The sequence below is a fragment of the Pyxidicoccus caerfyrddinensis genome (genome assembly GCF_010894405.1).
GTDB classification, from domain to species: Bacteria; Myxococcota; Myxococcia; order Myxococcales; family Myxococcaceae; genus Myxococcus; species Myxococcus caerfyrddinensis.
The window spans coordinates 507,228-530,936 of the sequence record NZ_JAAIYA010000003.1 but is presented as its reverse complement, the minus strand read 5'-3'; the positions used below and the strand labels follow the sequence as shown (position 1 = coordinate 530,936).

The 23,709-nt window shown below is 71.4% G+C and carries 18 protein-coding genes; 11 read left to right on the top strand and 7 right to left on the bottom strand.

Annotation, left to right across the window (positions count from 1 at the left end; translation table 11 throughout):
• The first annotated feature begins 121 nt into the window (after positions 1-121).
• From G4D86_RS09330 to G4D86_RS09315, 4 genes are all read left to right on the top strand, one after another.
• Positions 122-2,701 carry a PAS domain-containing protein gene (locus G4D86_RS09330; protein WP_163991735.1) on the top strand — a complete coding sequence of 860 codons (2,580 nt, stop codon included), beginning with the start codon at positions 122-124 and terminating at the stop codon, positions 2,699-2,701.
• 62 nt (positions 2,702-2,763) lie between these two features.
• Entirely contained in the window at positions 2,764-3,138 is a 375-nt protein-coding gene (locus G4D86_RS09325) for a hypothetical protein (RefSeq protein ID WP_163991733.1), read from the top strand.
• A gap of 168 nt (positions 3,139-3,306) precedes the next feature.
• Positions 3,307-4,818 (top strand): hypothetical protein, encoded by a 1,512-nt coding sequence (locus tag G4D86_RS09320; RefSeq protein WP_163991731.1) that lies wholly within the window; start codon positions 3,307-3,309, stop codon positions 4,816-4,818.
• Positions 4,819-4,968: 150 nt separating this feature from the next.
• Positions 4,969-5,823, top strand: a complete 855-nt coding sequence (locus G4D86_RS09315; protein WP_163991728.1) for a hypothetical protein — start codon at positions 4,969-4,971, stop codon at positions 5,821-5,823.
• 7 nt (positions 5,824-5,830) lie between these two features.
• On the opposite strand, the gene G4D86_RS09310 is transcribed toward G4D86_RS09315, so the two are convergent.
• A complete protein-coding gene (locus G4D86_RS09310) occupies positions 5,831-6,205 on the bottom strand; it encodes a response regulator (protein ID WP_240360136.1) in 375 nt (124 codons plus the stop codon).
• 358 nt (positions 6,206-6,563) lie between these two features.
• Between G4D86_RS09310 and G4D86_RS09305 the strand changes: the two genes are divergently transcribed.
• Positions 6,564-7,427: a porin family protein gene (locus G4D86_RS09305; protein WP_205519508.1), complete on the top strand. Its 864-nt coding sequence runs from the start codon at positions 6,564-6,566 to the stop codon at positions 7,425-7,427.
• Positions 7,428-7,619: 192 nt separating this feature from the next.
• Here G4D86_RS09305 and G4D86_RS09300 read toward each other — a convergent pair whose 3' ends face one another.
• On the bottom strand, positions 7,620-8,303 hold the full coding sequence (locus G4D86_RS09300; RefSeq protein ID WP_163991724.1) for a nucleotidyltransferase family protein: 684 nt from the start codon (positions 8,301-8,303) through the stop codon (positions 7,620-7,622).
• A 186-nt stretch (positions 8,304-8,489) separates the two neighbouring features.
• On the opposite strand from G4D86_RS09300, the gene G4D86_RS09295 reads away from it, so the two are divergent.
• Positions 8,490-9,386 carry an alpha/beta fold hydrolase gene (locus G4D86_RS09295; RefSeq protein ID WP_163991722.1) on the top strand — a complete coding sequence of 299 codons (897 nt, stop codon included), beginning with the start codon at positions 8,490-8,492 and terminating at the stop codon, positions 9,384-9,386.
• Positions 9,387-9,391: 5 nt separating this feature from the next.
• Here the strand turns inward: G4D86_RS09295 and G4D86_RS09290 are convergent, their stop codons facing one another.
• Entirely contained in the window at positions 9,392-9,706 is a 315-nt protein-coding gene (locus tag G4D86_RS09290; RefSeq protein ID WP_163991720.1) for a CBS domain-containing protein, read from the bottom strand.
• Positions 9,707-9,878: 172 nt separating this feature from the next.
• Here G4D86_RS09290 and G4D86_RS09285 point away from each other — a divergent pair, with 172 nt between their 5' ends.
• Both G4D86_RS09285 and G4D86_RS09280 read left to right on the top strand, forming a co-directional pair.
• Positions 9,879-11,873 carry a patatin-like phospholipase family protein gene (locus G4D86_RS09285; protein ID WP_163991718.1) on the top strand — a complete coding sequence of 665 codons (1,995 nt, stop codon included), beginning with the start codon at positions 9,879-9,881 and terminating at the stop codon, positions 11,871-11,873.
• A 197-nt stretch (positions 11,874-12,070) separates the two neighbouring features.
• Positions 12,071-12,952, top strand: coding sequence for an OmpA/MotB family protein (locus G4D86_RS09280; RefSeq protein WP_163991716.1), 882 nt, complete (start codon positions 12,071-12,073; stop codon positions 12,950-12,952).
• Positions 12,953-12,975: 23 nt separating this feature from the next.
• On the opposite strand, the gene G4D86_RS09275 is transcribed toward G4D86_RS09280, so the two are convergent.
• Positions 12,976-13,500, bottom strand: a complete 525-nt coding sequence (locus G4D86_RS09275; protein WP_205519507.1) for a hypothetical protein — start codon at positions 13,498-13,500, stop codon at positions 12,976-12,978.
• Between the two features lie 183 nt (positions 13,501-13,683).
• Here G4D86_RS09275 and G4D86_RS09270 point away from each other — a divergent pair, with 183 nt between their 5' ends.
• Positions 13,684-16,629 (top strand): alpha/beta hydrolase, encoded by a 2,946-nt coding sequence (locus G4D86_RS09270; RefSeq protein ID WP_163991714.1) that lies wholly within the window; start codon positions 13,684-13,686, stop codon positions 16,627-16,629.
• A 26-nt stretch (positions 16,630-16,655) separates the two neighbouring features.
• Positions 16,656-17,849 carry an OmpP1/FadL family transporter gene (locus tag G4D86_RS09265; RefSeq protein WP_163991712.1) on the top strand — a complete coding sequence of 398 codons (1,194 nt, stop codon included), beginning with the start codon at positions 16,656-16,658 and terminating at the stop codon, positions 17,847-17,849.
• A gap of 106 nt (positions 17,850-17,955) precedes the next feature.
• Here the strand turns inward: G4D86_RS09265 and G4D86_RS09260 are convergent, their stop codons facing one another.
• From G4D86_RS09260 to G4D86_RS09250, 3 genes are all read right to left on the bottom strand, one after another.
• Complete coding sequence (locus G4D86_RS09260) at positions 17,956-19,182, bottom strand: cyclic nucleotide-binding domain-containing protein (RefSeq protein WP_163991711.1); 1,227 nt, start codon at positions 19,180-19,182, stop codon at positions 17,956-17,958.
• A gap of 13 nt (positions 19,183-19,195) precedes the next feature.
• Positions 19,196-20,386, bottom strand: coding sequence for a cyclic nucleotide-binding domain-containing protein (locus G4D86_RS09255; protein WP_163991709.1), 1,191 nt, complete (start codon positions 20,384-20,386; stop codon positions 19,196-19,198).
• 202 nt (positions 20,387-20,588) lie between these two features.
• A complete protein-coding gene (locus G4D86_RS09250; protein WP_163991707.1) occupies positions 20,589-22,190 on the bottom strand; it encodes an LVIVD repeat-containing protein in 1,602 nt (533 codons plus the stop codon).
• Between the two features lie 198 nt (positions 22,191-22,388).
• On the opposite strand from G4D86_RS09250, the gene G4D86_RS09245 reads away from it, so the two are divergent.
• Positions 22,389-23,702, top strand: coding sequence for a WD40/YVTN/BNR-like repeat-containing protein (locus G4D86_RS09245; protein ID WP_163991705.1), 1,314 nt, complete (start codon positions 22,389-22,391; stop codon positions 23,700-23,702).
• The last annotated feature ends 7 nt before the right edge of the window (positions 23,703-23,709 follow it).

Sequence of the window (23,709 nt, the reverse complement as noted above, 5' to 3'; positions counted from 1 at the left end):
ACACTGATTTCCTGGCTAGAAGTGCAAATCCAGCCGCCGACGTTGCGAGCAGGCCTGGGTTGTCAGCCCGGGACGGCGGACCCAAGGTAGGTGTCCGGGGCGCCCCCCACCCACCCTTCGCATGACCGAGCTTCCGTCCTCCGCCACCGAGGCCGTGCCTTTCGCCGAGCGGGAGCGGCTGCGCGCCGTGCTGCGGTTGTTGCCGGTGGGCGTCTTCATCGCCGACGCGCAGGGGCGGCTGCTGGAGACGAACGCGGTGGCGGAGGCCATCTGGGGGGGACAGAGGCCCCTGGTGGAGGACCCCTCCCGGTATGGCGAGTACGCCGGCTGGTGGCCGGACACCGGACGGCGGCTGGAGGCGCACGAGTGGGGCCTGGCGCGCGCGCTGCGCGACGGGGAGACGGTGCTCAACCAGGAGGTGGACATCGTCGCCTTCGACGGCGCGCGGCGCACCATCCTCAACTCGGCCACGCCGCTGTACGCCGCGGACGGCAGCCTGCTGGGCGCGGTGGCCGTCAACGTGGACATCACCGAGCGCAAGGTGGCCGAGCGCGCGGAGGCCTTCCTCTCCGGGGCCAGCCGCCTGCTCGCGGAGTCCCTGGAGTGGGAGCCGACGCTCAAGGCGGTGGCGCGCCTGGCCACGCACGAGTGGGCGGACTACTGCCTGGTGGACGTGCTGGCCGGGGACGGCACCCTGCACCGGCTCGCCCTCTTCGCCAGGGACCCGGCGCGCCAGGCGCTGTTGAATCGCGCGCTGCCCTACCCGGGGCGGCTGGACGCGGACACGGTGATGGCGCGGGCCATCGCCGAGGGGCGCTCCCTGCTGGTGCCGGACATCACCCCGGAGTGGCTGGAGCGCCACGCGCGCAGCCCGGACCACTTGAGGATGATGGAGGAGCTGGCGCCGCGCTCCATGCTCGCGCTCCCGCTGGCGCGGGGCGAGCGCCGCTTCGGCCTCATCACCCTCATCTCCACCTCGCTCGCGCGCCGCTACACGCCGAGGGACCTCGCGTACGCGGAGGAGTTCGCCCGCCGCGCGGCGCTCGCGGTGGACAGCGCGCGGCTGTACCGCGAGGCGAAGGAGGCGCTGCGGGAGCGCGACGCGTCGCTGGCGCAGCTGGAGTCCCTCCTCGCCGCCTCGCCCGTGGGCATGGCCTTCGTGGACCGGGAGCTGCGCTACGTCCGCGTCAACACGGCGCTGGCCGACATCAACGGCGTGCCGTCGGAGGCGCACCGGGGCCGCCTCCCGACGGAGGTGCTGGGCGCCGGCGCGGAGGCCCTGATGCCGCTGCTGCGGCAGGTGCTGCGCACGGGCGCGCCGGTGGTGGACCAGCTGATGATGGACCCGCGCCCCGGCGAGCCCCGTCACTACCTGACCACCTACTTCCCGGTGTGCGTGGACGGTGAGCCGCTGGGCGTGGGCGCCACGGTGCGGGAGGTGACGGAAGAGAAGCGCGAGGAGGAGCGGCTGCGCTTCCTCGCGGACGCCACCGCGCGCCTGTCCAGCTCGCTCGACTGGCGCACCACGCTGCGCACCGTGGCGGAGGTGCTGGTGGAGCAGCTGGCGGACTACTGCACGGTGGACATCCTCACCCCGGACGGCGAGCGGCTGGAGCGCGTGGAGGCGCGCTCCCGTGACTCACAGACGCAGCTCATGCTGGAGAAGTCGCTGCGCTTCCCTCCTCCGCCCGGCCTGCGCACGCCGCTGCGCCGCGTCCTGGAGTCGGGGCAGCCGGAGCTGGCGTCGGACCTGGACCCGGCGTGGCTGGACGCCCTCGCCGTGTCGCCCGAGCACCGCCGGCACATGGAGTCGCTGCACCCGCGCTCGGCGATGTTCGTCCCGCTGGTGGCGCGCGGGCGGACGCTCGGCGTGGTGAGCGTCGTCTCGCAGAGCACGTCCCGACGCTATTGCGCCAGGGACCTCGGCTTCATGGAGGACGTGGCGTCGCGCGCGGCGCTCGCGGTGGACAACGCGTGGCTGTACCGCGAGGCGGAGGGGGCGGTGGCGGCGCGCGACGAGTTCGTGGCCATCGCCACACACGAGCTGCGCACGCCGCTGTCCGCGCTGCTGCTGCAGCTCGCCTCGCTCCAGCGCGCGACGGAGCGCGACACGCCGATTCCGCCGGAGCGGCTGAAGCAGGGGCTGGACGGCGCGCGGCGGCAGGCGGAGCGGCTGAGCCACCTGGTCACCCACCTGTTCGACGTGGCGCGCATCAGCACCGGGCGCCTGGAGCTGGAGCGCGAGGAGGTGGACCTGTCCGCGCTGGCGCACCGGCTGGTGGCGCGCATGGAGGACGCGCTGGCCGCCGCGGGCTGCGCGCCCGTCGTCCACACGGACACGCCGGTGCGGGCCCGGGTGGACCGGCTCCGGCTGGAGCAGGTGCTGACGAACCTCCTGTCCAACGCGATGAAGTACGCGTCCGGCCAGCCGGTGGAGCTGTCCGTCGAGCCCGACGGCGGGACGGCCGTCATCGTCGTGCGCGACTGGGGCCCCGGCATCCCCCGCGAGGCGCAGGCGCGCATCTTCGAGCGCTTCGAGCGAGCCACCGGTGAGCACGCCCGCGCCAGCCTGGGCCTGGGGCTCTACATCTCCCGGCAGATTGCCCGAGCCCACGGCGGCGACCTCTCGGTGGAGGACCCGCCCGAGGGCCCCGGCACCCGCTTCGTGCTGCGGCTGCCCCGGGACTCGGGCCAGGGGTAGGACGCGGGGCGCGTACCGCCACCTTGAGGCCTACCCCGGTGGGCCCGCTAGCCTTGCGGGCCATGGAAGCGACGCAGCAGAGCGAGTCGGCGCGGCGACGCCGGGCGTGGCTGCCCTGGGGCCTGCTGGTGGGCGCGGTGGTGCTCGCCACGTCGGGGACCTGGGCGGGCTCGCGCTCCATCTCCGCGCTGGTGGAGCGCAATGGCCAGCTCGAGCGCGAGGCCGCCGAGTCCGAGGCCCGGGTGGCGGAGCTGCAGGCGCTGCGCGAGTCCCAGTCGCGTCGGCTGCGCACGCTGGAAGTTCAGCACCAGGCCGCGCAGGCCGCCCTGGCCACCACCGCCACCTGCGCCGCCCCGCCGGACTCCGCCCAGGCCCGCCCCGAGCCCCGCCGCGCCGCGAAGACCTCCGTCCGGGGCAAGAAGGTGGCCCGGCGCTGAGGGTGGCCGTTGCCCTCGCGTCCACACCCGCCGGGAGCGCTGTGGACCGGCAGGCAACACCGGCCGCGCTGGCGCCGTGCAACCTCGCGAAAGGACAGGGGGACAGGGTCCGGCCCGCCGCGTGCTAACCGTCCTGTCGCGTACTCTTCCCGTCGAGGTCCGTTCCCCATGTCGCCCTTCGTCCTCCGTGCTCCCTCGCGGCCCGTGCTGGCCGCGCTCGCGTGCCTGCTCGCGCTGATGCTCCCGGCGTCCAGGGCCGCTGCAGAGCCGGGCATCCGCATCCTGAATTCGCTCTCCACGTCGGACCTGGCGCTCAACGCCCTCACCACCAACCGGGACTCGCTGCAGGCCCTCACGACGGGGCCGCTCAGCTCCAAGGCCTTCGACGGCGATGACCGCCTCAAGCACCAGCTGGAGCACCCGCCCGCGCTCCGCGTCATGAAGTACCTGGTGGAGTGCGCCCTGCCCGCGGGCGAGGGGGTGAAGTGGACGAGCCAGGCGGGCGTGACGCACTACTTCGAGGGCTCCGTGGGCCTGTGCAAGGAGTGGCAGTACGACGCGCCGACCCGCGAGTGCCTGGGCTACGTGTCCGCGTGCCTCTTGGCGCGCAACAACGCCTATGGCGTCGAGGTGCCGCTGTCCATGCGCGGCGAGGACACGCGTGACGCGAAGCGCTTCAACCCGTCCGGCGCCCCCGTGGAGTGGAGCACCCTGTTCCTGCCCTGCCCCTCCAGCGGCGCCTACGGGCTGACGCCCGAGTGCGGCTGGCTGGGGGAAGGCGTGGGCAGCTGCACCCCGGGCGCCGCCGTGACGGTGGCCGCGGGCGCGCCGTACGACACCGTCGCCTGCACGGGCAAGCTGGGCGAAATCAGCGGCGACCGCGTCCTGCGCGTGTGCAAGGACCCCAGGGGCTGCGAGCGGACGGACCTCATCGCGGAGACGGACCACAACCCGTGCGGCATCGCCCCGAGCGTCACCTTCACCTGCCCCGGCTCCGGCAGCTACAGCCTCATGTCCGCGCCGTACAACCGCGACGCGCTGCCCGGCTCGTGGGTGTGGCCGCAGGCGACCTCCAGCTCGCCGAGCGCGTACCCAGCGGAGCCCTTCGGGGCGTACACCTTCCGCGAGGGCGCATTCTACGGGAACCTCTTCGACCCGGGCCTGCTCCTGGCAGAGGTCATCCTGGAGAAGGACACCTTCAAGCCCAAGCTCGTCACGAAGTCGGAGTTCAAGGGCTACCCCTACAACGGCGTCCACGCCTGCTACTCGCGGGACTGGGTGTCCGGCGACAGCCACCTGGCCGCGCGCATCTGCGCCAACACCACCGTCTCCGGCGTGAGCGCCAACGTCTGCGTGGCCCGCACGGCGGGGCCCTGCGAGCCCGGCAGCACCAGCACGCGGCCGCCCCGCTGCAAGGTGAATGACGGCTACGAGGTGAAGGGCGACGGAGACTTCGAGTCCTGCCAGGACGAGATTGGCGCCTTCCACCCCGAGCCCATCTCCATCTACCTGAGCAGCCCGTGTGACCTCGTCCCCCCCAGCGTGCAGAAGGTGTGCACCACGACGTGCAACAGGCTCTCCTCCTGCACCACCAAGTGCCGGCCCATGTCGCCGGGCGAGTGCCTCCAGAAGTACAGCTACACGCCGCCGTCCAAGCCTCCCGAGTCTCCCCAGAAGTAGGTGCGGGTCGGCACGGCCCGGGGCGGGAAGCCCGCCCCGGTGCCCTCCAGGGTGGGGGGTGGAGAATTGCCGTGAAATGAATAAAGCAGCCGGGCATCCGTCCACGGTTCCGGAAGGCCCCTTTCCCGGTCCCCACCGAGGAGCAGAACCGTGTCCCCACTTCGGGCAGTGCTGTGTGCCGCTCTCGCACTCGGGCTCGTCTTCGGCCCGACGCCGGCCGAGGCCCGCTTCGGCAAGCGCTCGCGCTCCAACCAGAGCGACTCGAAGAAGGACGACGACAAGGGGCACGAGGCCACGGCGGTGGGCGAGGAGGACTCGGACGACGACAAGGACGATGACCGTCCGCGCCGCCGCAACGTGCGCCACCACTCGGACCTGGACGCGACGTTTGGGTTCTTCGCCTTCATCTTCTCCAGCGGCAACCACCGGCTCATCGTCGACGATCAGCGGGGCCCCCGCGGCGAATTCCGCGAGCAGCGTCACGCGGCGCCGCTGTCCTTCCGCCTGGGCCTGCAGGGCGGCCCCGTCACCGAGGGCGCGGCGGTGGACCTGTTCATCGGCCTGGAGGGGCGGCGCTTCGGCGTGGACGCGCGCCTCACCGGCATGGGGCTGAGCGCGGATGACGGCTCCGAGGACACGGACAGCATTTCCCTGATGGAGGCGCACCTCACCTGGGCGCTCATCTCCATGCAGCGCGCGCGGCTGCGCGTGGAGGCGGGCGTGAGCAGCGCGCATGCGCCGGACGTCACCTTCGTGGGCCCCAGCCTGGGCATGTCCCTGGAGGCGTGCATGGCGGGCCCGCTGGACTTCGAGGCGCGCGTGCAGACGACGCCCTTCCCCTACCGCCAGGTGGACGCGAGCGCCGCGCTGGCGCTGCACCTGGGCGCGCTGGTGGTGCGCGGCGGCTACCGGGGCATGGTGCTGGATGACGCCGGGCAGGTGGACGGCGTCACGCACGTGGACACCTTCCACGGCCCGTTCTTCGGCCTGGGCCTCTCGTACTAGCCGCTCGCTAGCCGCTCGACGACGAGCCCTCGGTGTCCCGCCGGGGGCAGTGCCGCGCCACCGCGGCGAGCAGCGCGGCCAGCTTGACGGGCTTGCGTAGCAGCCCCACCACGCCCTGGGGCGGAGGCCCGACCTCTCCCGTCATCCCCACCACCTGCGTGCCGGCGAAGCGCGCGTCCGTCCTCAGCCGCTCGAGGAAGGCGTGCCCGTCCACCCGGGGAATCTCCAGGTCCAGCAGCACGAGGCACGGCGACTCCAGCGCCAGCACCACGCGCAGCCCCTCCTGGCCGTTGATGGCCATGGCCACTTCGTAGCCTTCGTCGTGGAGCGCTTCCGCCATGGCTCCCCGGACATCCGGGTCGTCCTCGACGAGGAGGACCATGGGTCGCGCCAGAGCATGGGTCACAGCGGCCACCCTAACCGCTCCTTCCTCGGGAAACACGCGGGTCGTGGGCGCCGCCATCCCTCCGCCGGCCCAGTGTCGAACCATGAGCATCTGCATGGGGAGGACAGGCAGATATTACAGGCCCCTGGAAACAGTCCGCGCCCGGCCCGGGGCGGGGATTGACGTCCACCACCGCGCGTGATGCCAGGCTTCTGGCGGGAGCGCTGTCCACGGCCGCACAGGTGATGTTGGCCAACGACACGCCCCGCCCGGGGGCCCATGGCCGGCCTGGCCGGGAAGGCGTTTGATTCCGCTTCCCCGCGAGCATTCCGAATCCCGAGAAGAGGAGTGGACCGTGCCATCCCCCAAGGCCGTGCTGTGCGCCGCGCTTGCCGCCGGTGCCCTCGTGGGCCCCACCTCCGCCGAGGCCCGCTTCGGCAAGCACTCCTCCTCGCAGTCCAACAACCAGGGCAAGGACCGCGGCTCGCGCCCTTCGCGTGACGAGCGACCGCGCACGCACCAGGCGACGCCCGTCGGCAGGGAGGCGTCGAACAACGATGGCGACGCGCCCCGGCGGAGGCGGCGGGCCCTCGTGCGCCGCCCGCTCACGGAGCTCATCGTCGCCGGCGCCATCATCGCCGCGCCGCGCCCCCGCGCGCTGGCGCCCCTCACCCGGGTGCGCGAGCGGCACGAGCCCGTCCCCCTGATGGTGCGGCTGGGCGTGGAGGGCGGACTGCTCGGCGACGGCGGCGCCATGGGCCTGTTCATGGCCGTGGAGGGACGGCGTCTCGGCGTGGACACGCGCATCACCGGCATCTCGCTGCCGGCGGATGACGGCTCGGACGCGGTGGACCGCATCACCCTGCTGAGCACGCACCTCACCGCCGCGCTGTGGGCGGGACCGCGCGGCCGCGTGCGCGTGGAGGCGGGCGTGGCCACCGCGCACGCGCCGGACATCATCTTCGTGGGGCCCAGCTTCGGCGCCTCGGCGGAGGCGTGCATCGGCCGCTCCCCGGTGGACCTGGAGGCGCGCCTGCATGCCACGCCCTACCCGCACCGCCAGGTGGATGTGCAGGCCGGCCTCGCGGCGCACCTGGGCACCCTCAACGTGCGCGGCGGCTGGCGCGGCCTGTACCTCAACGATGGCGGCCACGTGGACGGCATCGAGCACGCCGAGGGCTTCGGCGGCCCGTACCTCGGGCTGGGCCTGGCGTTCTGAGGGGCGGTGCTCCGTGCCGGGGCCCTGGCGGCCCGGCCCGGGCCTCGGGCCCTGAGCAGCGGCGCTTCACGGCGTGAAGCGCGAAAGCCCCGGCCTTCCGCCGCACGGCGCGAAAGGGACGGGGCCGTCACCTCGGAAGGTACTTCCGGGCCGGAGCCACCCGGACACAGGGGAGCTCCGGCCCTCGAGGACCTATTCTTCGGACGCGGCGGCCATGGGCGCCGCGCCACCGCCCAGCTCGCCGACGGTGGTGGCCCCGGTGCCGGTGCGCTTGCCGCGCCGCTTCGGTGGAGGCGCCAGCTTCGGTGCCGTTCCGAAGAGCCGCTCGTACGTCTCCGGCGTGTTGATGTTCACCACCACGCCCGGGTCCTTCACCGGCACCCGCCGCACCTTGAGTGCCGTCAGCGCGGGCTCCAGCTGCTGGCCCTCCGCGGCGCGCAGCCGCTCGGCCGCACCCCGTGAGAGCACCAGCGGCCAGCCGGGCGCGCCCTCGAACTCCGGCCGCATGACTTCGTCTCCCTCACCCATCAGCTTGAGCAGGGACTTGAGCGTGGACGCGCGGAGCGCCGGCATGTCCACCGGTTGCAGCAGCAGCACGTCCGCTCCGGACTCCAGCGCGGCGTCGAGCCCCGCCTTCACCGAGGCCAGCGGCCCCTCCTGCCACCGTTCCGACTCCACCAACTCCAGCCCCGGGTGCTGCTCACGCACGGCCTCCGAGTCCTTGCCCAGGACTCCGATGACCGAGCAACCCGCCTTTCCAAACGTGGATGCCAGTGATTGGAGGAAACTCTTTCCTCCCTCGTGTTCGATGAGCGCCTTGGGATGGGCCATCCGCCGGGCCTCACCCGCAGCGAGGATGATTGCGACTGCCTTCATGCCACGCCTCCTCCGCCCCCCAAGAAATGAACGCCAGCAGGCCCGGGGGCCACCGGTTAGAGGCTGTGGACTTCTTCCGGGATTGCAGCCCGCCCCCAGGTCCGAGCCGTCAGCCAGCCGCCAGTCACTCGGGCGGGGTGTTGGCTGGCAGAGCCTGCCTGGCGGTAGAACGTCCACCACTCCACCATGAGCGCCCTTCCCGACTTCATCTCGCGCCTGCTCCCCTTCCACTCCCATTTCGCCCCGGTGCGCTTCGGCACCGGGCTCGTGAAAATGCACTTCCTGGACCAGGGACAGGGCCGGCCGGTGCTGCTGCTGCACGGCAACCCGACGTGGTCCTTCCTCTGGCGCAAGGTGATGGCGGGGCTGGACGGGCGGGGCCTGCGCCTGGTGGCGCCGGACCTCATCGGCCTGGGGCTGAGCGACAAGCCGCGCTCGCTGGCCGTGCACACGCTGCCCAACCACGGGCAGGCGGTGCTGGACCTGGTGGAGCGCTTGAATCTGCGCGACGTGGTGCTGTGCGTGCAGGACTGGGGCGGGCCGATGGGCGCGTGGATGGCGGCGCGCTCGGGCGGGCGGGTGACGGGGCTGGTGGTGCTGAACACGTCGGTGCTGACGCCGCGCACGCTCCGGACCACGGCGTTCCACCGCTTCTCGCACCTGCCGGTGGTGAGCGACGTGGCGTTCCAGCTGTTCAACTTCCCGGTGCCGATGCTGGGGCGCACGCAGGGCGATGCGCGCTCCATCTCCGGTGACGTGGCGAAGGCGTATGCGTGGCCGCTGCGGCGCGTGGTGGACCGGGCCGCGCCGCTGGCGCTGGCGCGCATGGTGCCCAACCGCGAGGACCACCCCACCGTGCCGGAGCTGGCGGAGGGCGACGCGTGGGTGCGCGGCTTCCGCGGGCCCACGGAGCTGGTGTGGGGACTGAAGGACCCGATTCTCGGCCGCGCGCTGAAGCGGCACCGGGAAGCAATGCCGCACGCGCGCGTCACCGAGACGCAGGCGGGACACTTCCTCCAGGAGGAGGTGCCGGACGAAATCGCCGCGGCGGTGCTGCGCGTGGCGGGTGCCGCGGCCGCCTGACGCGCTCAGTGCAGCCAGGAACGCTCGGGCGCGGCCTTCAGCGACTCGTACGGAACGCCCGTCGTTTCTTCCATGCCCGTGAGGGCCTTTGCGGTCAGAATTTCAGCCAGCGGGACCAGCGGAGCGCAGGCGGAGAGCCGCTGCAGCTCCCCCTCCGACACCTCCCCCAGCAGCTCCCCGTTCTCGCCATCCACCACCGGGAGCACGTGCAGCCCGTGGCGGTGCATCACCTGGAGTGCGGAAAGGACGGTGTCCTCGGGGAAGAGCGTCACCGCACGCGAAACGAGGGACTGGATCTGGGGACTGCGGCACGTCGTCACGGATGCCTCCGGATACCGAGGCGCCGGACGCCTCGTGGATCACCCTGTAGCAAGGGCCTTGCCGCCCCGAATTCTCGCCCCGAGAGAAGAACACACAACCTACGACAAGGTACGCGCGATAATCCCGCTACAATCGCCTTCCCCCCGGCTGATCCGCGGAGCCTGCCCGCCCATGACCGTCAAGAACACCCTGTCTCCCACCCCGGTCGCGCCCCGCCGTACCCCCGACGCCCCCGCGCCCGTCGCCCCGCGCAAGGCCGAGGACACCAACCTCATCGCGAAGCTCGGCCAGGGGCTCCAGAACGTCGCCCGCAAGGCGGAGCAGCTCGTCGACGGCTTCGAGGCCCGCCTGCCGGACCTGGGCAAGCTCGGCCTCCCGAAGCTGCCCGGCACCTCCGGCAAGCCCTGGGAGGGCATCACCCTCACGGGCAAGCCGCTCCAGATTCCCTTCGACAAGCTGCTCCAGGTCGACCTGGGCGACCTCCGCAAGGTCCTGGAGCACATCGTCCCGCAGAAGATTGACGACAAGCAGGGCAAGCAGCTCATCGCCCAGACGCAGGGCTTCCGCGACAACCTCGGCAAGGTGCGCTCGCTGGCGCTGGAGCTGGACCTGCTGCCCCCCTCGCACCCGCGCCACGCGCAGGTGAAGGCGGAGCTGGCCAAGGCCGAGGCCGAGCTGACGAAGACGACGGGCTACACCCGCGCCACCGCGCCCCGCGCGGGCTCGCTGTGGCTGGACCCGCAGTTCCTGGCCAAGGAGCTCCCCAACGGCCAGGTCAATGCCAGCAAGTTCCCCACCGGCACGCCGGTGACGAAGCCGCCCAAGCCCCTCGACTTCCTCTTCGGCGGCGACAAGGCGAAGGCCGCCGCGTACACCGCCTCGGTCGCGAAGCGCCGTGAAGAGGCCGGCATGCCGGTGCAGGGCGGCGAGCCCATCGGCGTGCACCTGTCCCTCCAGGGCGGCGGCGGCAAGGGCAAGCGCTACGCCGCGATGATGGCGGAGATGCAGGAGATGGGCGTCGTGCCGGTGAGCCTGACGGGCACGTCGGCCGGCTCCATCGCCGCGGCCTTCGCCGCCACCGGCGCCACGCCGAAGCAGCTCGAGGACGTGGCGAAGGACCCGCGCCTGGGCAAGCTCTACGACTTCGACCTGGACATGAAGGACGGCGGCATCCTCGACGGGCAGGCCGCGTATGACCTCTTCGACGCGAAGCTGCGCGAGCTGACCGGCATCAAGGACCGGCCCGTCACCTTCGCGGACCTGAAGGTGCCGCTGCAGCTCGTCGCCGCCAAGGCGTACGACAGCGCGGTGGGCAAGGAGGGCTTCAAGAGCGCCAAGGACCGCGTCTTCGTCTTCAGCCAGGAGACGACGCCGGACACGCCGGTGGCGCTCGCCATGCGCGCCTCCATGGCCATTCCGGGCGTCTTCGAGCCCGTGCAGGTGGTGGACCCCGTCACCGGCCGCAACATGCACCTGATTGACGGCGGCACGCTGGACAACCTGCCCATGGGCTACAACAAGAACGACCTGCCGCAGATTGGCGCGTCGCTCTCCTCGCGCGGTGACGCGCACCCCGTGAATGGCCAGGCCACCGCGAAGCCGCTGCCCACCGGCCAGCTCGACACGGACGACGTGCTGTGGAACGCCTTCAACGGCGTCTCCATGCTGAAGGAGAACGCCACCAACGCGCAGGACTGGAGGGACCGCACCCAGCCGGGCGCCAACCAGTTCATGCTCAGCGTGCCCACGTGGGACCTCACCGACCCGAAGAAGAGCAACAGCATGCTCGGCTTCGGCTACGACGCGAAGGTGGACCCCGCGCTCGACAAGCAGACGCGCCAGGTGACGCAGGGCTTCCTGCGCGAGTTCATGGACGACCTCGGCAAGCCCGGCGCGCGCGGCACCAACCTCTCCACCCAGGTGCCCGCCAACCTCCACTTCGACGTGCCCGTGAATGTGAAGGGCGAGTCCTTCCGCGTCACGTACAACGGCGGCGATTCCGTAACGGCCACCGGAGCGGACGGCAAGCACCACGAGGTGAAGCTCGGGAAGCAGAAGATTGAAGCCATGTGGCTGGACAACCAGGCCTTCGGTGATTTGAACGCGCAGCTCTCCGAGGCCCTGGGCAATCCACGCAGCGTGCGCCCCTCGTGGTTCCCGTTCTGACGTTGCTGCAACGTTGAACCTCCAGATACCTGCACGCACCCGGGGCGCCTTGAAGCGCACCCGGGCGTGGTCGCTACGGTGGCTCGCGAGTCTCTTCTTCACCGAAGGCGATGGCGTCCCCCGACGTCAGCGTGCAGACCGTGGCGCCCCCCGGCGCGACCGTGGCGCCTCGCGGCGCCCCTACAGGAGGTCACGACATGACGGAAGTCCCGCACGAGCATGGCCGGCAGCAGCGCACCTGGGTCCCCTGGCTGGTGACGGCGCTGGTGGTGCTGCTGGCGGGCGGCGTGCTGTTCCTCGCCAACAGGAGCTCGCAGCAGGCCCAGGCCCTGGCCGAGCAGTCACGCGCCGCCGCCGAGGAGGCCGCCAACCGCGCCCGTGACGCGGAGGCCGCGCGGCTGCAATTGGCGGAGAAGCTGGCCGCGGCGGAGTCCGAGCGCACGAAGCTGGCCACCGAGAAGGAGCAGCTCAGCAGCGAGAAGGAGCAGCTCAGCCAGACGGTGCAGGAGCAGGAGGCGGAGCTCGCGAAGCTCAAGGCCACCTACGACGACCTGCAGGACAAGATGAAGGCGGAGATCGCCAACGGCGCCATCAAGCTGTCGCAGGACAAGGGCCGCATCCAGGTGGACCTGGTGGACAAGGTGCTCTTCGACTCCGGCGACGCGAGCATCAGCACGCGCGGCCAGGAGGTCCTCACGCGGCTGGGCGGCGTGCTCGCGAAGGTCGAGGACAAGTCCATCCAGGTGTCCGGCCACACGGATGACTCGCCGCCGTCCCAGAAGCTGCAGGGCACCTTCCCCACCAACTGGGAGCTGTCCGTGGCGCGCGCCGTCAACGTGGTGCGCTTCCTCCAGGAGAAGGGCGGCGTGCCCGCGCGCAGGCTGGTGGCCGCGGGCTACGGCGAGATGCGCCCGGTGGCCGCCAACGCCACCCCGGTGGGCCGCGCGCGCAACCGCCGCATCGAAATCCTGCTCATGCCGGACCTGCCCAAGCAGCGCAACACGGCGGTGGTGAAGCGCGCCCTCGCGGACTCCACCACGCCGAAGAACGCGGTGAAGCCCGCGAAGGGGACGAAGTAACCTTTCGTCCCCGCGGGCGCCGGCTACTTCTTCTTCACCGTCTCCAGCAGCTTGCGGAAGGGCTTCTCCGCGGCTGCAGCCGTCTTCTCGGGCGCAGTCAGCTTGAAGAAGACGGCGCCCTCGGGCCCTTCGACAATCGCGCCCAGCAGGCGGTAGCCCGGCTTCGGCGCGGAGGGACCCATCATCGGTCCGCCGCCCGCGTACGTGCCCTTCACGTCCACCGTGGTGACGGGCATGCCGTTGAGCTTCTCCGTCTTCGTCTTCGCCGCCTTGTCCACGGGCTTGCCGTCCGGCGTCTGGAATTGGCCCACCCAGCGCTTCACGTTGGCGTCCACCGCGCCGCCCTGGCCCTGGCCGAAGTAGAAGACGGCCAATTCGCCGCCCTCGGCGTCACCCTTCGCCGCCGGAATCTTGTACGTGGCCGCGCGCATCGGCCGCTCACCCTGCGCCGTCCACTCCGCCGGGGCCGTCCACGTCAACCCCCCGGCATCCTCCGCGTGAGCCACCACGGCCACGGTCACCACCAGCACACTCAGCAGTCGGTTCATGCCCCGTAACGTACCCGCCGCATGTCCCCAGCGCAGCCGCTGAGACAGCCAGTCCGTCCCGCTCGGACGCCAACCATGGCTAACACGGCGCGTCAAGCTGGCTGTCTTCCTGCCAACCAAGCAACGTGCTACGCCACGGAATCGTTTTCAGCAGTCCAACTTTGGACGCGAGGGGTCTTACCCATGAAAAAGGTGTTGTTCCTGGGGGCTCTTGCCCTCGGTGCGGCTGCGTGTGATCCGGACATTGCGAAGGATGCACCGCCCGCCGAAGAAGCTGTCGTCGCGGAGTTCGACCCCGCGGCCTCGCCCGCCGTCGTCCCGTCTCCCAACGACCTGGCGTTGGACGCGAAGACGGGCCTCGTCGCCGCGCCCATCAACCCGAACGCGCCCGAGGCTGAGCAGGAATTCACGCGCGACTACGTGAACACGCTGGATGGCTTCCCCACGGCCATCTCCGCGACCACGACGGTCAAGAACCTGGACCCGGCGAGCGTGACGCCGAGCACGGTGAAGATCCTCGACCTGTACGCGGGCACGCCGCTGTCGCGTCCGGTGCCGGCGAACGTCGTCATCGGCTACAACGAGGACACCGACCGCATCAACGTGATTGCCCCCACCGGCTGGCCCAAGGGCGGCCGCTACGCGGTGGCGCTCGTCGGCGGTGAGAACGGCCTGAAGACGACGTCCGGCAAGACGGTCATCCCGTCGGCCACGTGGGCCTTCGCCAGCTCCCAGGAGCCGCTCGTCACCTGTGAGGACCTGACGGCCCCCAACTGCCGCGCGGCCACGGAGCTCATCCCGGCCACCGCGACGGAGCCCGCCGCGCGCATCGCGGAGCAGACGGCCACCGCGCTCCGCCTGGAGCAGCTGCGCCGCAGCTACGCGCCCGTCATCGACGCGGTCGCCGACAAGTTCACCCTCAAGCGCGACGACATCGTCCTGCTGTGGACCTTCACGGTGATGAACATGCCGGAGGCCACGTTCGACCCGGCCAACAGCATCATCCCCTTCCCCAACGACCTGCTGCGCGTTCCGGCCCAGGGCACCACCCCGGCGCACCTGAACCTGCCGGTCAACACGTCCCCCAACGCCAACCCGCTGGAGGTCGCCATCTCCACGGGCCTCAACACGCTGGACGGCTGGTCCACCACCGCCCCCATCGTCTCCGAGAACGGCGTGAAGACGGGCGCCATCGACGTGGGCGCCGAGCTGGACCTGAACACCGTGAAGCTGGGCCAGACGGTGTTCTTCATCAAGGCCACCAACACCGACAAGGGCACGGCCCCCAAGGTCAAGGTGTGCCTCAACTGCACGTCCAGCCTGAAGCTGGACGGCAGCGCGCAGACCACCCCGCAGCAGCTGCAGATCATCCCCGAGGTGCCGCTGGACGAGGGCACCCAGTACGCCGTGGTCATGCTGCGCGGCATGAAGGACATCAAGGGCCGCGCCGTGGCGCCCACCGCTCCCCAGGTCCTGCTGCGCAGCAAGGCGGCGCTGATCGACGCGAACGGCAAGAGCCAGCTGGCCGCGGTGCCGGACTTCCTCGCCGCCCAGCTCGAGCCGGCGCGCCTGGCGCTCAAGCCGCTCTATGACGGCCTCGAGGCCCAGGGCATCAAGCGCAAGGACGTGAACCTGGCGTGGGCCTTCACCACCCAGAGCACCCGCTCCATCCTCCAGAAGCTGAACGCGGCCCCCACCGCGGTGCCGGCGGACCCGTACTTCCTGACGGACCAGACGGCCACGCTCAAGGCCACCATGGCGGCCAACAAGCTGGACAACGCCGACGTGGGCAGTGCCTTCATCGGCGCCTACCTCTCGCCCTACCTGCTCAGCGACGCCCAGGGCACGCTCAACCGCGCCGCGCCGCGCATCGACCGCATCCCGTTCATGCTCTTCACGCCGAAGCTGCCGGCGCCCGAGGGCGGCTTCCCGGTGGTCATCTTCGGCCACGGCCTGACGGGCAACCGCTCCAACATCCTGGCCGTCGCCAACACGCTGAACGCCAACGGCTTCGCGGTGGCCGCCATCGACACCGTGCAGCACGGCGACCGCGTCAGCTGCGCGGGCATCTCCGCCCAGACGCCGGTGCTGTACGGTGACCCGGCCAACCCCACGGTCATCTCCACGCCGAACGGCGCCTGCTCCAGCGGCACCTGCGACGTGACGCCGAACAGCCCCACCTTCGGGCGCTGTGTGAACGCCGCCGCCTCCATCGACTGCGACCCGCGCCCGACGGACCCGGCGACCCCGGCCGCCACCCACGGCGACCTGGTCTGCGCCTCCCAGCGCCAGGGCCGCTGCGTGGCCACCAGCGCCACCACCGGCAAGTGCGAGGGCGGTGACTTCCTGCGCGCCAGCAACGACAACCCGCGCGCGGTGCCGGTCATCAACGCCTGGAACTTCCTCAACCTCACCAACCTGTTCGCCACGCGCGACAACTTCCGCCACTCCGTGGTGGACGCCGCGCAGCTCGCGCGCGTGCTGGCCACCGACAGCATCAACGCCCGCCTCTCCGCGGCCGGCGCCGGCACCCTCAACGGCGCGCAGGTCGAGTACGTGGGCCAGAGCCTCGGCGGCCTCCAGGGCGCCCTGATCGCCTCGGTGAACGAGCGCGTCCACCGCGTGGGCCTCAACGCCGCGGGCGGCGGTCTGGTCGACGTGCTGCTGACGTCCACCAACGCCACCTTCGTCGCGAGCCGCAACGGCTTCAACGCCCTGCTGACCAGCGCCGGCCGCCCGGTCGGCACGCCGGCCTACGACGAGTTCATCACCCTGGCCCGGACCATCCTGGACCCGGCGGACCCGCGCAACTACGGCTACTTCCTGGAGAACGGCCAGGCGGCCAACCGCGATGCGTTCATCCAGTACATCAAGGGCGACGACGTCATCCCCAACCCGGTGACGGACTACCTGCTCGGCGCGGCCAACCAGAACAGTCAGCGCTCGGTGCAGTCGTACATGTTCGACGTCGCGCCGCTGCCCACGGACGTCAAGCATGGCTTCTTCACCATCTTCGACCCCACCCTGGACCCGTCCACGAGCACCGCGCAGTTCCTCAAGTCCGTGCGTGACTCGGCTCAGGGCCAGATGGCCGGCTTCCTGAAGACCGGCATCGCGCCCATCCCGTAATCGCCCCCCGAGAGAGACCCAAGACCATGAAGAAGACACTCTCCCTGGTAGCGCTACTCGCGGCCGGCACCTCGCAGGCCGCGGGCTTCCAGATCAACACCCAGAGCGCCCGCTCCACGGGCATGGGCAACGCGGCCACCGCGTGGCTCAACGACTCGTCCGCCGTCTACTCCAACGCGGCGAACATCCTGGGCGACAAGAAGCTGGACGTGACGGTGGGCGACACCGGCATCCTCCCCAGCCTGAAGTTCACCCCGGAGGGCGGGGCGACGGAGGGTCAGAAGACCACCCTGTCCCCGCCGCCGCACCTGTTCGCCACGTACCAGGTGATGGACAAGCTGGCGGTGGGCCTGGGCATCTACACGCCCTTCGGCGCGCGCAGCCGCTGGGTGGATGACTTCTCGGGCCGCTTCCGCGCCCGTGAGTCGGCCATGGCCGTCTACAACATCAACCCGACGGTGGCCTACCAGGTGCACGACCGCATCCGCGTGGGCGCCGGGCTCGACATCGGCCGGGGCACGCTGGAGCTGAAGCGTGGCCTGGACTTCGTCGAGAGCGAGGGCAACGTCCACCTGGGCGGCGGCGCGTGGGGCATCGGCGCCAACGTCGGCGTCCAGGGCGTCATCGTCCCCAAGCTCATCACCGCCGGCGTGCACTACCGCAGCCCCATGAAGCTGACGTTCAAGGGCGACGCGGACTTCCAGGACGTCCCGGCGGAGTTCCAGGGCCGCCTGAAGGACACCATCGTCGAGGGTGACGTCACGCTGCCGCAGTCCGTCGCGGCGGGCGTGGCCGTCACGCCCATCGAGCGGCTGACGCTGGCCTTCGATGCGAACTGGGTGGACTGGTCCGACTTCGAGCAGCTGGCGATTGAGTTCCCGGAGAACCCGGCGCTCAACAACCCGCTGCCCAAGCGCTGGAAGGCGACGTGGAACTTCCACTTCGGCGCCGAGTACGGCGTGACGGAGGCGCTGCGCGTGCGCGCCGGCGTCGTCATCGACCCGTCCCCGAGCCCGGATGACACGCTGACGCCGGACCTGCCGGACGCGAACCGCTTCGCGGTGACGGGCGGCCTGGGCTACGGCTTCGGCGGCCTGCGCGCCGACCTGGGCTACCAGTTCGTCACGCTGTCCGACAAGGTGAGCACCGCGCCGGGCGTCCCCGGCAAGTACAACGGCACCGCGCACGTGTTCGGCCTGACGCTCGGCTACTCCATGTAGCCAAAGCCCCTGCCCCGGCTCCTCGAGCCGGGGCAGCAGTCCCGACGCCCGGGTCTCCCTCACGGGGGCCCGGGCGTTTCGTTTTTCCAGGGGGCCCTCGCCCGCGTCAGACGCGCAAGTCTCCGTCGTGCAGCACGCGGCCGGAGGCCAGCGCCTGGGCGGTGCGCTGGAGGCGCTCGGTGCCCATGCGCATCAGCATGCCCTTGAGGCCGGGCTGGCTGAGCAGGTGCTTCTCGAAGGCGGCGCGGTCCAGGCGCAGCACCACGCCCGCCACATCCGCGCGCACCGTGGCGGACACGGGCTTGTCCAGCAGCAGGGAGATTTCGCCGAAGACGTCGCCCTCGCGCAGCTCCGCCAGCGCCACGCGCCGGCCGTGCATCTGCTCCAGCCACGGCGTGTACCTGCCGCGCAGCACCACGTAGAAGGCGTCCCCGGCCTGCCCCTGCGTCAGCAGCGCCTCGCCCGCGCTCACCGTGCGCAGCTGGAAGTCGCGAGAGATGGCCGCCTTCTGCTCCGGCGTCAGCTTGCTGAGCAGCGGGTTGCTGCGCAGCAGGTTCTCCACCATGCGCCGCCGGTAGAAGGCCTCCACCGCGCCGGCCACCGTGGGGTGGCGCGCGGCCACCGCCTCCATGCGCTCGCGCGTCAGCTCCAGGAGCACGGCCCGCTCGGTGGCCACCACCGTGGCCAGCCGGGGCCCCTCGGAGACGAGCGCCAGCTCACCGAAGAAGTCCCCCGGCAGCACGGTGCCCACCGACTTGCGCTCGCCACCCTCCAGCGTGCGCAGCACGTCCGCCTTGCCCTCCACCAGCGCGAACATGGACGCGCCGGCGCTGCCCTCCTCCACCACCGCCTGCCCGGGGAAGAAGGCGCGCACCTCCATCACCTCCAGCAGCGCGATGAAGGCCTCGCGGCCCAGGTGCGAGAGGATGGGCATCGCGCCCGGTGCCTCGGGCCCGGGCACCGGGGCCATGGCCCCCTGGGAGGCCGTCGGGGCCGCGGCGCTCGGCGACAGGGCGAAGCGCTCGGCCAGCACGCGCGCGGTGCGCGTCGTCGCGGCCGGGGGCGCGCTGAGCCGGGGCAGGGCCAGACACGCGGCCACGGCGCGCAGCGGCTGCTGCACCTTCGCCCAGGCCAGCGCGGCGGCCTCGTACGCCGTCGCGGACTCCGACTGTCGCCCAAGCCACTCCAGCAGCTCCGCCACCTTCTGGCGGACCTCCGCGTCGTCCGGGGCGGACTTCGCCACGCCCTGGTACTCCGCCAGCGCTTCCTCCAGCTTGCCTTCACCGGCGAGCTGGACGGCCCGCTCCCTGCTCGCGCCACGCGTGTCCGCCATTGCGAGCCCCAGCCTACGCGCTCAGCGCCCGGACGCGCTCGGCCAGATTCTCGGTGAACAGCCGGTAGATGCGCAGCGCGGCAGCCTCGTGGGTGTCCAGGTAGTGCTGGAAGTCCACCCGCGTCACCCGCAGCGCCCGCACCGCCGTGCGCGAGCGCACGTGCGCGGACGTGGACCCGTCCAGGATGAGTGAGATTTCACCCAGGAACGCCCCCGGCCCCAGCGTGTTGAGCAGCCGAGCGTCCATCCCTGGGCCGCTGAACACGTCCACCGTCCCGTCCAGCAGCACCAGGAGCCCCGTGCCCCGCGCGCCCTTCTCCAGCACCGTGGTGTCCTCGGGGATGAGCACCTGCTGCGCCATGCGGAACAGGTCCTTCATGTCCTGCATCGGCAGCTCGCCGAAGATGGGGATGGCCTTGAGGTACTCGTAGCCGTCCGGCGGCGGGGGCGCCCGCTCGGGCTCCGTCACGCCCGCGTCCAGCCCCAGGTGCCTGAGCAGCCGCGCGTGCTCCGCCTGGAGCGCGCCGTCCTCGCGCGCCGCGCCGGACTCCTGCATCGCGTCCGCCAGCAGCACCAGCGCCCGCCACGAGTCACCCAGCGCGTCCAGCAGCGCGCTCATCCGCAGCACCGCCTCGCGCCGGCGCGGGTGCCCGGGCGCAATCGCGCGCAGCGACTCCAATTCCGCGTGCGCGTTGCCCAGCTCGCGGTACACCGCCGCGGCCTCCAGGGGCCGCTGCAGGCGCGTGAGACACTGGGCCATGGACTCGCGCGCATCCAGAGCCCGGTACAACTCCAGCGCCCGCTCCAGGCTGCCCGCGCGCTCGAAGGCGGCGGCGGCCCGCCCGCGCTCGCCGGCGCGCAGCCACGCCTCGGCCGCCTTCTGCAGGGCGCCGGACTGCTCGTGCAGCGGGGCCGATGCCGCGTGCGCGCCATCCGCTTCCAGCAGGCGCGCGGCTCCCGCGAAGTCCCGCGCCCTTCTCAGCACCTCCACCAGCGACGAGCGCGTCTGCCCGGGCACGCCGGAAGACTCCTCCAGCACGCGCTCCCGCTGCGGCGCGGCCAGGTCCTCGTAGGCCCGGACGGCCACCTCCACCGCTCCCTGCATCACCGCCTCCCAGACGGCGCGCGTGGCGGCCCCCACGGGCACGTCCCCCCGCCCCGCACTGTCGTCGATGCGCTTGGGCTCCACCGTGGACCCCGCCATGTCTTGCACTCCCCCGAAGGACACCCGTGGGCCGCCTGCCAGGAGCCGCCCTCGGACCGGGTGTCTGACGCGTCCGTAGCAGACAGGACGGGTGGGAGGCGAGCCCCGCGCACCGGGCCCACCTCCCGCGGACGCTTCCGAGTGGGCGTCCCCCGGGGCGTTGTGACGGGTGGACAACCTTCCACCCGCCACGGGGCCTGGCTCAGCCCTCCTGCAGGATGAGCAGACCGCGCACGGTGTCGATGACGTACACGTGGCCGTCCCCCGGCACGCGGATGCCGATGGCGCCGTCGTAGAAGGAGTAGCCCGCGTTCGGGTGGTCCGGCTGGTAGGTGTTGTAGTAGCCCACCTCGCGCGGCTGCCAGGGCAGCGTCACGTCCAGCACCCGCACCCCGTCCTGGTAGTGGGAGAGGTACAGCCGGTTGCCCTTCAGCTCCATGTTGTGGATGGAGATGCCCGGCCGCAGGCGGTACTCACCGACGATGCGCACCGCCTCCGGGTCCGTCACGTCCAGCACGCGCAGGTGCGCGCCCCAGTGCTCACCGCCCTCGAAGGCGAAGAGCCGGTGCCCTTTGCGCATCACCCGGCTGGTGTGGCTGGTGGAGTGCTCGTAGACGTACTCGCCCACCACCTCCACCGCCTCCGTGTCCCTCACGTCCGCGATGAGGTAACCGCCCGCCCAGTGGCTGATGTAGAGCCTGTTCTCGAAGGGGAAGGCGTCGTGGGGGTAGGTGTTGATCGTCGCCGAGCCCACGCCTGGAGGCACGAAGCGGGTGAGCAGGACGGGCTGCTTCGCGTCCTTCACGTCGAAGATGAGCGTCTCCACGTTGGGCCCCGGCGACATGGCATACAGCCGGTTGCCGTCGACGATGACGGTGTGCACGTCGATGCCGCCCTCGTCCCCGGGCAGCGAGCGCAGGAACTTCGGGTCCGCCGGGTCGGAGATGTCGAAGACGTGCAGGCCCTGGTTACCGCTCGCCACGTAGAGCGCGTCGTCCTTCGCCCAGACGCCGTTCCAGTAGTTGTCATTGGGATACGAAATCGACTTCTTCAGCACCGGCGCGCGCGGGTTGGACACGTCGAACACGCTCAGCCCGCCGGGCCGGCCCATCAAGGGCAGCGACACCACGTACGCATGGCCCTTCGTCACGTACACGTCCGCGGGCGTCGCCTCGCCCACCGCCGTCTCCGACAGCAGCGACAGGCCGGAGGCCTCCGACTCGCCCTGGCGGCGCACCACGCGCGCGGCCTCGAAGGTGCCGGAGAGGAACCCCGCCCCGTTGAGGCACTGCTGGTAGCAGCCCTTCAGCGTGAGCCCGTCCTCGCTGGCCTCGCACCCCACCATCACCAGCGTGGAGGAACCGCCATCCGGGCGGCTCCTGTGCGACTCCAGGTAGAGCCGGCCATCTTCCAATTGCTGCTCGGAGAAGACGACGGTGCTGTGGTGGGAGACGCCACCGTCCGTCGCCACCCGCAGCGAGTTGACCGTGCTGAACACCGGCTCGATGTCATCCAGGATGACGTGCGTGGTGTAGAGGCCGCCTGCCTTCGCGGCCTTCAGTGAAGCCAGGTTGCAGGCGGAGTAGTCGAAGGACTCGTACGCGCCGCACGGGACGGCGGCATTCGCGGCCGGCTTGCAGGCGGCCAGCGGCCCCGTGTGCTCCCAGTCCGGGCTGTCCACCATCCACGGCTTCACCTCATGTCTGACGATGGGGGGCGTCACCAGCTCCCCCGAGCAACCGGCCGTCACGCCCAGCACACCAGACAACACGAGCCCCCACGCGCTTCGCGACCACTGCTTCATCGAAGGCATCCTTCCGCAATGATGGGTGAGCGCGTCGGGAAGCCCCACCCGGCCCGTGGGGTCCTTCCCACCCGCGCTGCCTGGTGAACGAGCGGGGAAGCACGCGCATATCGCACGACGTTTCACGCTCCGCCGCTATGCGTGGACGCGCCGGGCGTTATCGTGGAGCCGGGCCGGCACGTTCCTGGAGTCGTGGAGATGAATCCTCGCAACACGGTGACAGCGATCATCACCCTGCTGGCCCTGGGCACGGGCGGGGCCGCGCACGCACATGCGGGCCTGCCGGAGACGTCCAACGTCACCATTCGCCGAGGCCACCCCGAGGACTTCTTCGTGGGCGCGACGTTCGGCGCGGTGATTTCGCGCGACAGCGGCCAGACGTGGCGGTGGATATGCCCGGACGCCATGGGCTACGGCGGCTGGCGCCCGGAGTCCTTCCTGTGGCGCGAGACCGGCGACATCATCGCCGCCACCGGCAGTTCCATCCTGCGCTCGGCCGACAACGGCTGCTCCTGGAATACGCATCCGTATTTCAAGAGCACCTGGGTGACGGGACTCGCCGCGCATCCCACGGACGACCGCATCCTCTATGCCGTCACCGGCCGGCCCACGACGCCCAATGGCGTGTACCGCTCCCGCGACGGCGGCGAGACGTGGGAGCCCACGACGCTGTTGCGCACGGGGCTCAACCTCAACGCCGTGCGCGTCTCGCCGGTGGACCCCCGGCGCGTGTATGCCTCCGGCGACGCGGCGGGACAGTTGCTCCTCTTCCGCAGCGACGACGCGGGCGACACCTGGGAGGAAATCCCCCACGCGCTGCCGGAGCTGCTGCGTCCGTACGACCTGGTGGTGACGGCGGTGGACCCCGTGCAGGCGGACATCGTGTGGGTGCGCGTGTCCGCGCAGGGCTACACGCACCTGATGCGCAGCGACGACGGCGGCCGCACGCTGACGCAGGTGCAGCAACTGGACGACATCTTCACCAACATGGAGCTGTCCTCCGACGGCGGCACCGCGTGGGTGGGCACCCTGAACTACTTCTTCCGCGGCCCGAGCTCCGGCCCGCTGGAGAAGCGGCCACTGCCCACCGGCAACTCGTGCGCGCTGCGCACGGGCGAGACGCTCTACGCCTGCGGCTCCACCTGGCTACACGACTGGGCCCTGGCGCGCAGCAACGACCAGGGTGACACGTGGGAGCCGCTGTTCACCCTCTACGGCATCCAGGGCCCCGAGCACTGCCCCGTGGGCACGCCGGCGCAGAAAATCTGCCCGGGCCTCTGGCCGCAGCTCGCGGACCAGCTCGGCGCGGAGGTGTACACCGACGGCGGCGTGGAGGAGCCACCTCCGCCGCCGCCCCAGGACGCGGGCACGTCCGACGCCGACGCCGGGACGGCGCCTCCGTCGAAATCCGATGGCTGCGGCGCGGCGTCCGGGAATGCGGCGCCCGTCCTGCTGCTTCTGTCGACCCTCACGCTGTGGCGCCGCGGCCGGCGGCGCTCGAACACCCGGTAGGCCCCTC

What these genes read in the sequence shown, in the direction of transcription:
- G4D86_RS09250 (WP_163991707.1), bottom strand. Translation starts at nt 22,190, where the DNA reads ATGAAGCAGTGGTCGCGAAGCGCGTGGGGGCTCGTGTTGTCTGGTGTG.
- G4D86_RS09255 (WP_163991709.1), bottom strand. Translation starts at nt 20,386, where the DNA reads ATGGCGGGGTCCACGGTGGAGCCCAAGCGCATCGACGACAGTGCGGGG.
- G4D86_RS09330 (WP_163991735.1), top strand. Translation starts at nt 122, where the DNA reads ATGACCGAGCTTCCGTCCTCCGCCACCGAGGCCGTGCCTTTCGCCGAG.
- G4D86_RS09320 (WP_163991731.1), top strand. Translation starts at nt 3,307, where the DNA reads ATGTCGCCCTTCGTCCTCCGTGCTCCCTCGCGGCCCGTGCTGGCCGCG.
- G4D86_RS09275 (WP_205519507.1), bottom strand. Translation starts at nt 13,500, where the DNA reads ATGAACCGACTGCTGAGTGTGCTGGTGGTGACCGTGGCCGTGGTGGCT.
- G4D86_RS09310 (WP_240360136.1), bottom strand. Translation starts at nt 6,205, where the DNA reads ATGGTCCTCCTCGTCGAGGACGACCCGGATGTCCGGGGAGCCATGGCG.
- G4D86_RS09285 (WP_163991718.1), top strand. Translation starts at nt 9,879, where the DNA reads ATGACCGTCAAGAACACCCTGTCTCCCACCCCGGTCGCGCCCCGCCGT.
- G4D86_RS09325 (WP_163991733.1), top strand. Translation starts at nt 2,764, where the DNA reads ATGGAAGCGACGCAGCAGAGCGAGTCGGCGCGGCGACGCCGGGCGTGG.
- G4D86_RS09265 (WP_163991712.1), top strand. Translation starts at nt 16,656, where the DNA reads ATGAAGAAGACACTCTCCCTGGTAGCGCTACTCGCGGCCGGCACCTCG.
- G4D86_RS09270 (WP_163991714.1), top strand. Translation starts at nt 13,684, where the DNA reads ATGAAAAAGGTGTTGTTCCTGGGGGCTCTTGCCCTCGGTGCGGCTGCG.
- G4D86_RS09245 (WP_163991705.1), top strand. Translation starts at nt 22,389, where the DNA reads ATGAATCCTCGCAACACGGTGACAGCGATCATCACCCTGCTGGCCCTG.
- G4D86_RS09280 (WP_163991716.1), top strand. Translation starts at nt 12,071, where the DNA reads ATGACGGAAGTCCCGCACGAGCATGGCCGGCAGCAGCGCACCTGGGTC.
- G4D86_RS09295 (WP_163991722.1), top strand. Translation starts at nt 8,490, where the DNA reads ATGAGCGCCCTTCCCGACTTCATCTCGCGCCTGCTCCCCTTCCACTCC.
- G4D86_RS09260 (WP_163991711.1), bottom strand. Translation starts at nt 19,182, where the DNA reads ATGGCGGACACGCGTGGCGCGAGCAGGGAGCGGGCCGTCCAGCTCGCC.
- G4D86_RS09300 (WP_163991724.1), bottom strand. Translation starts at nt 8,303, where the DNA reads ATGAAGGCAGTCGCAATCATCCTCGCTGCGGGTGAGGCCCGGCGGATG.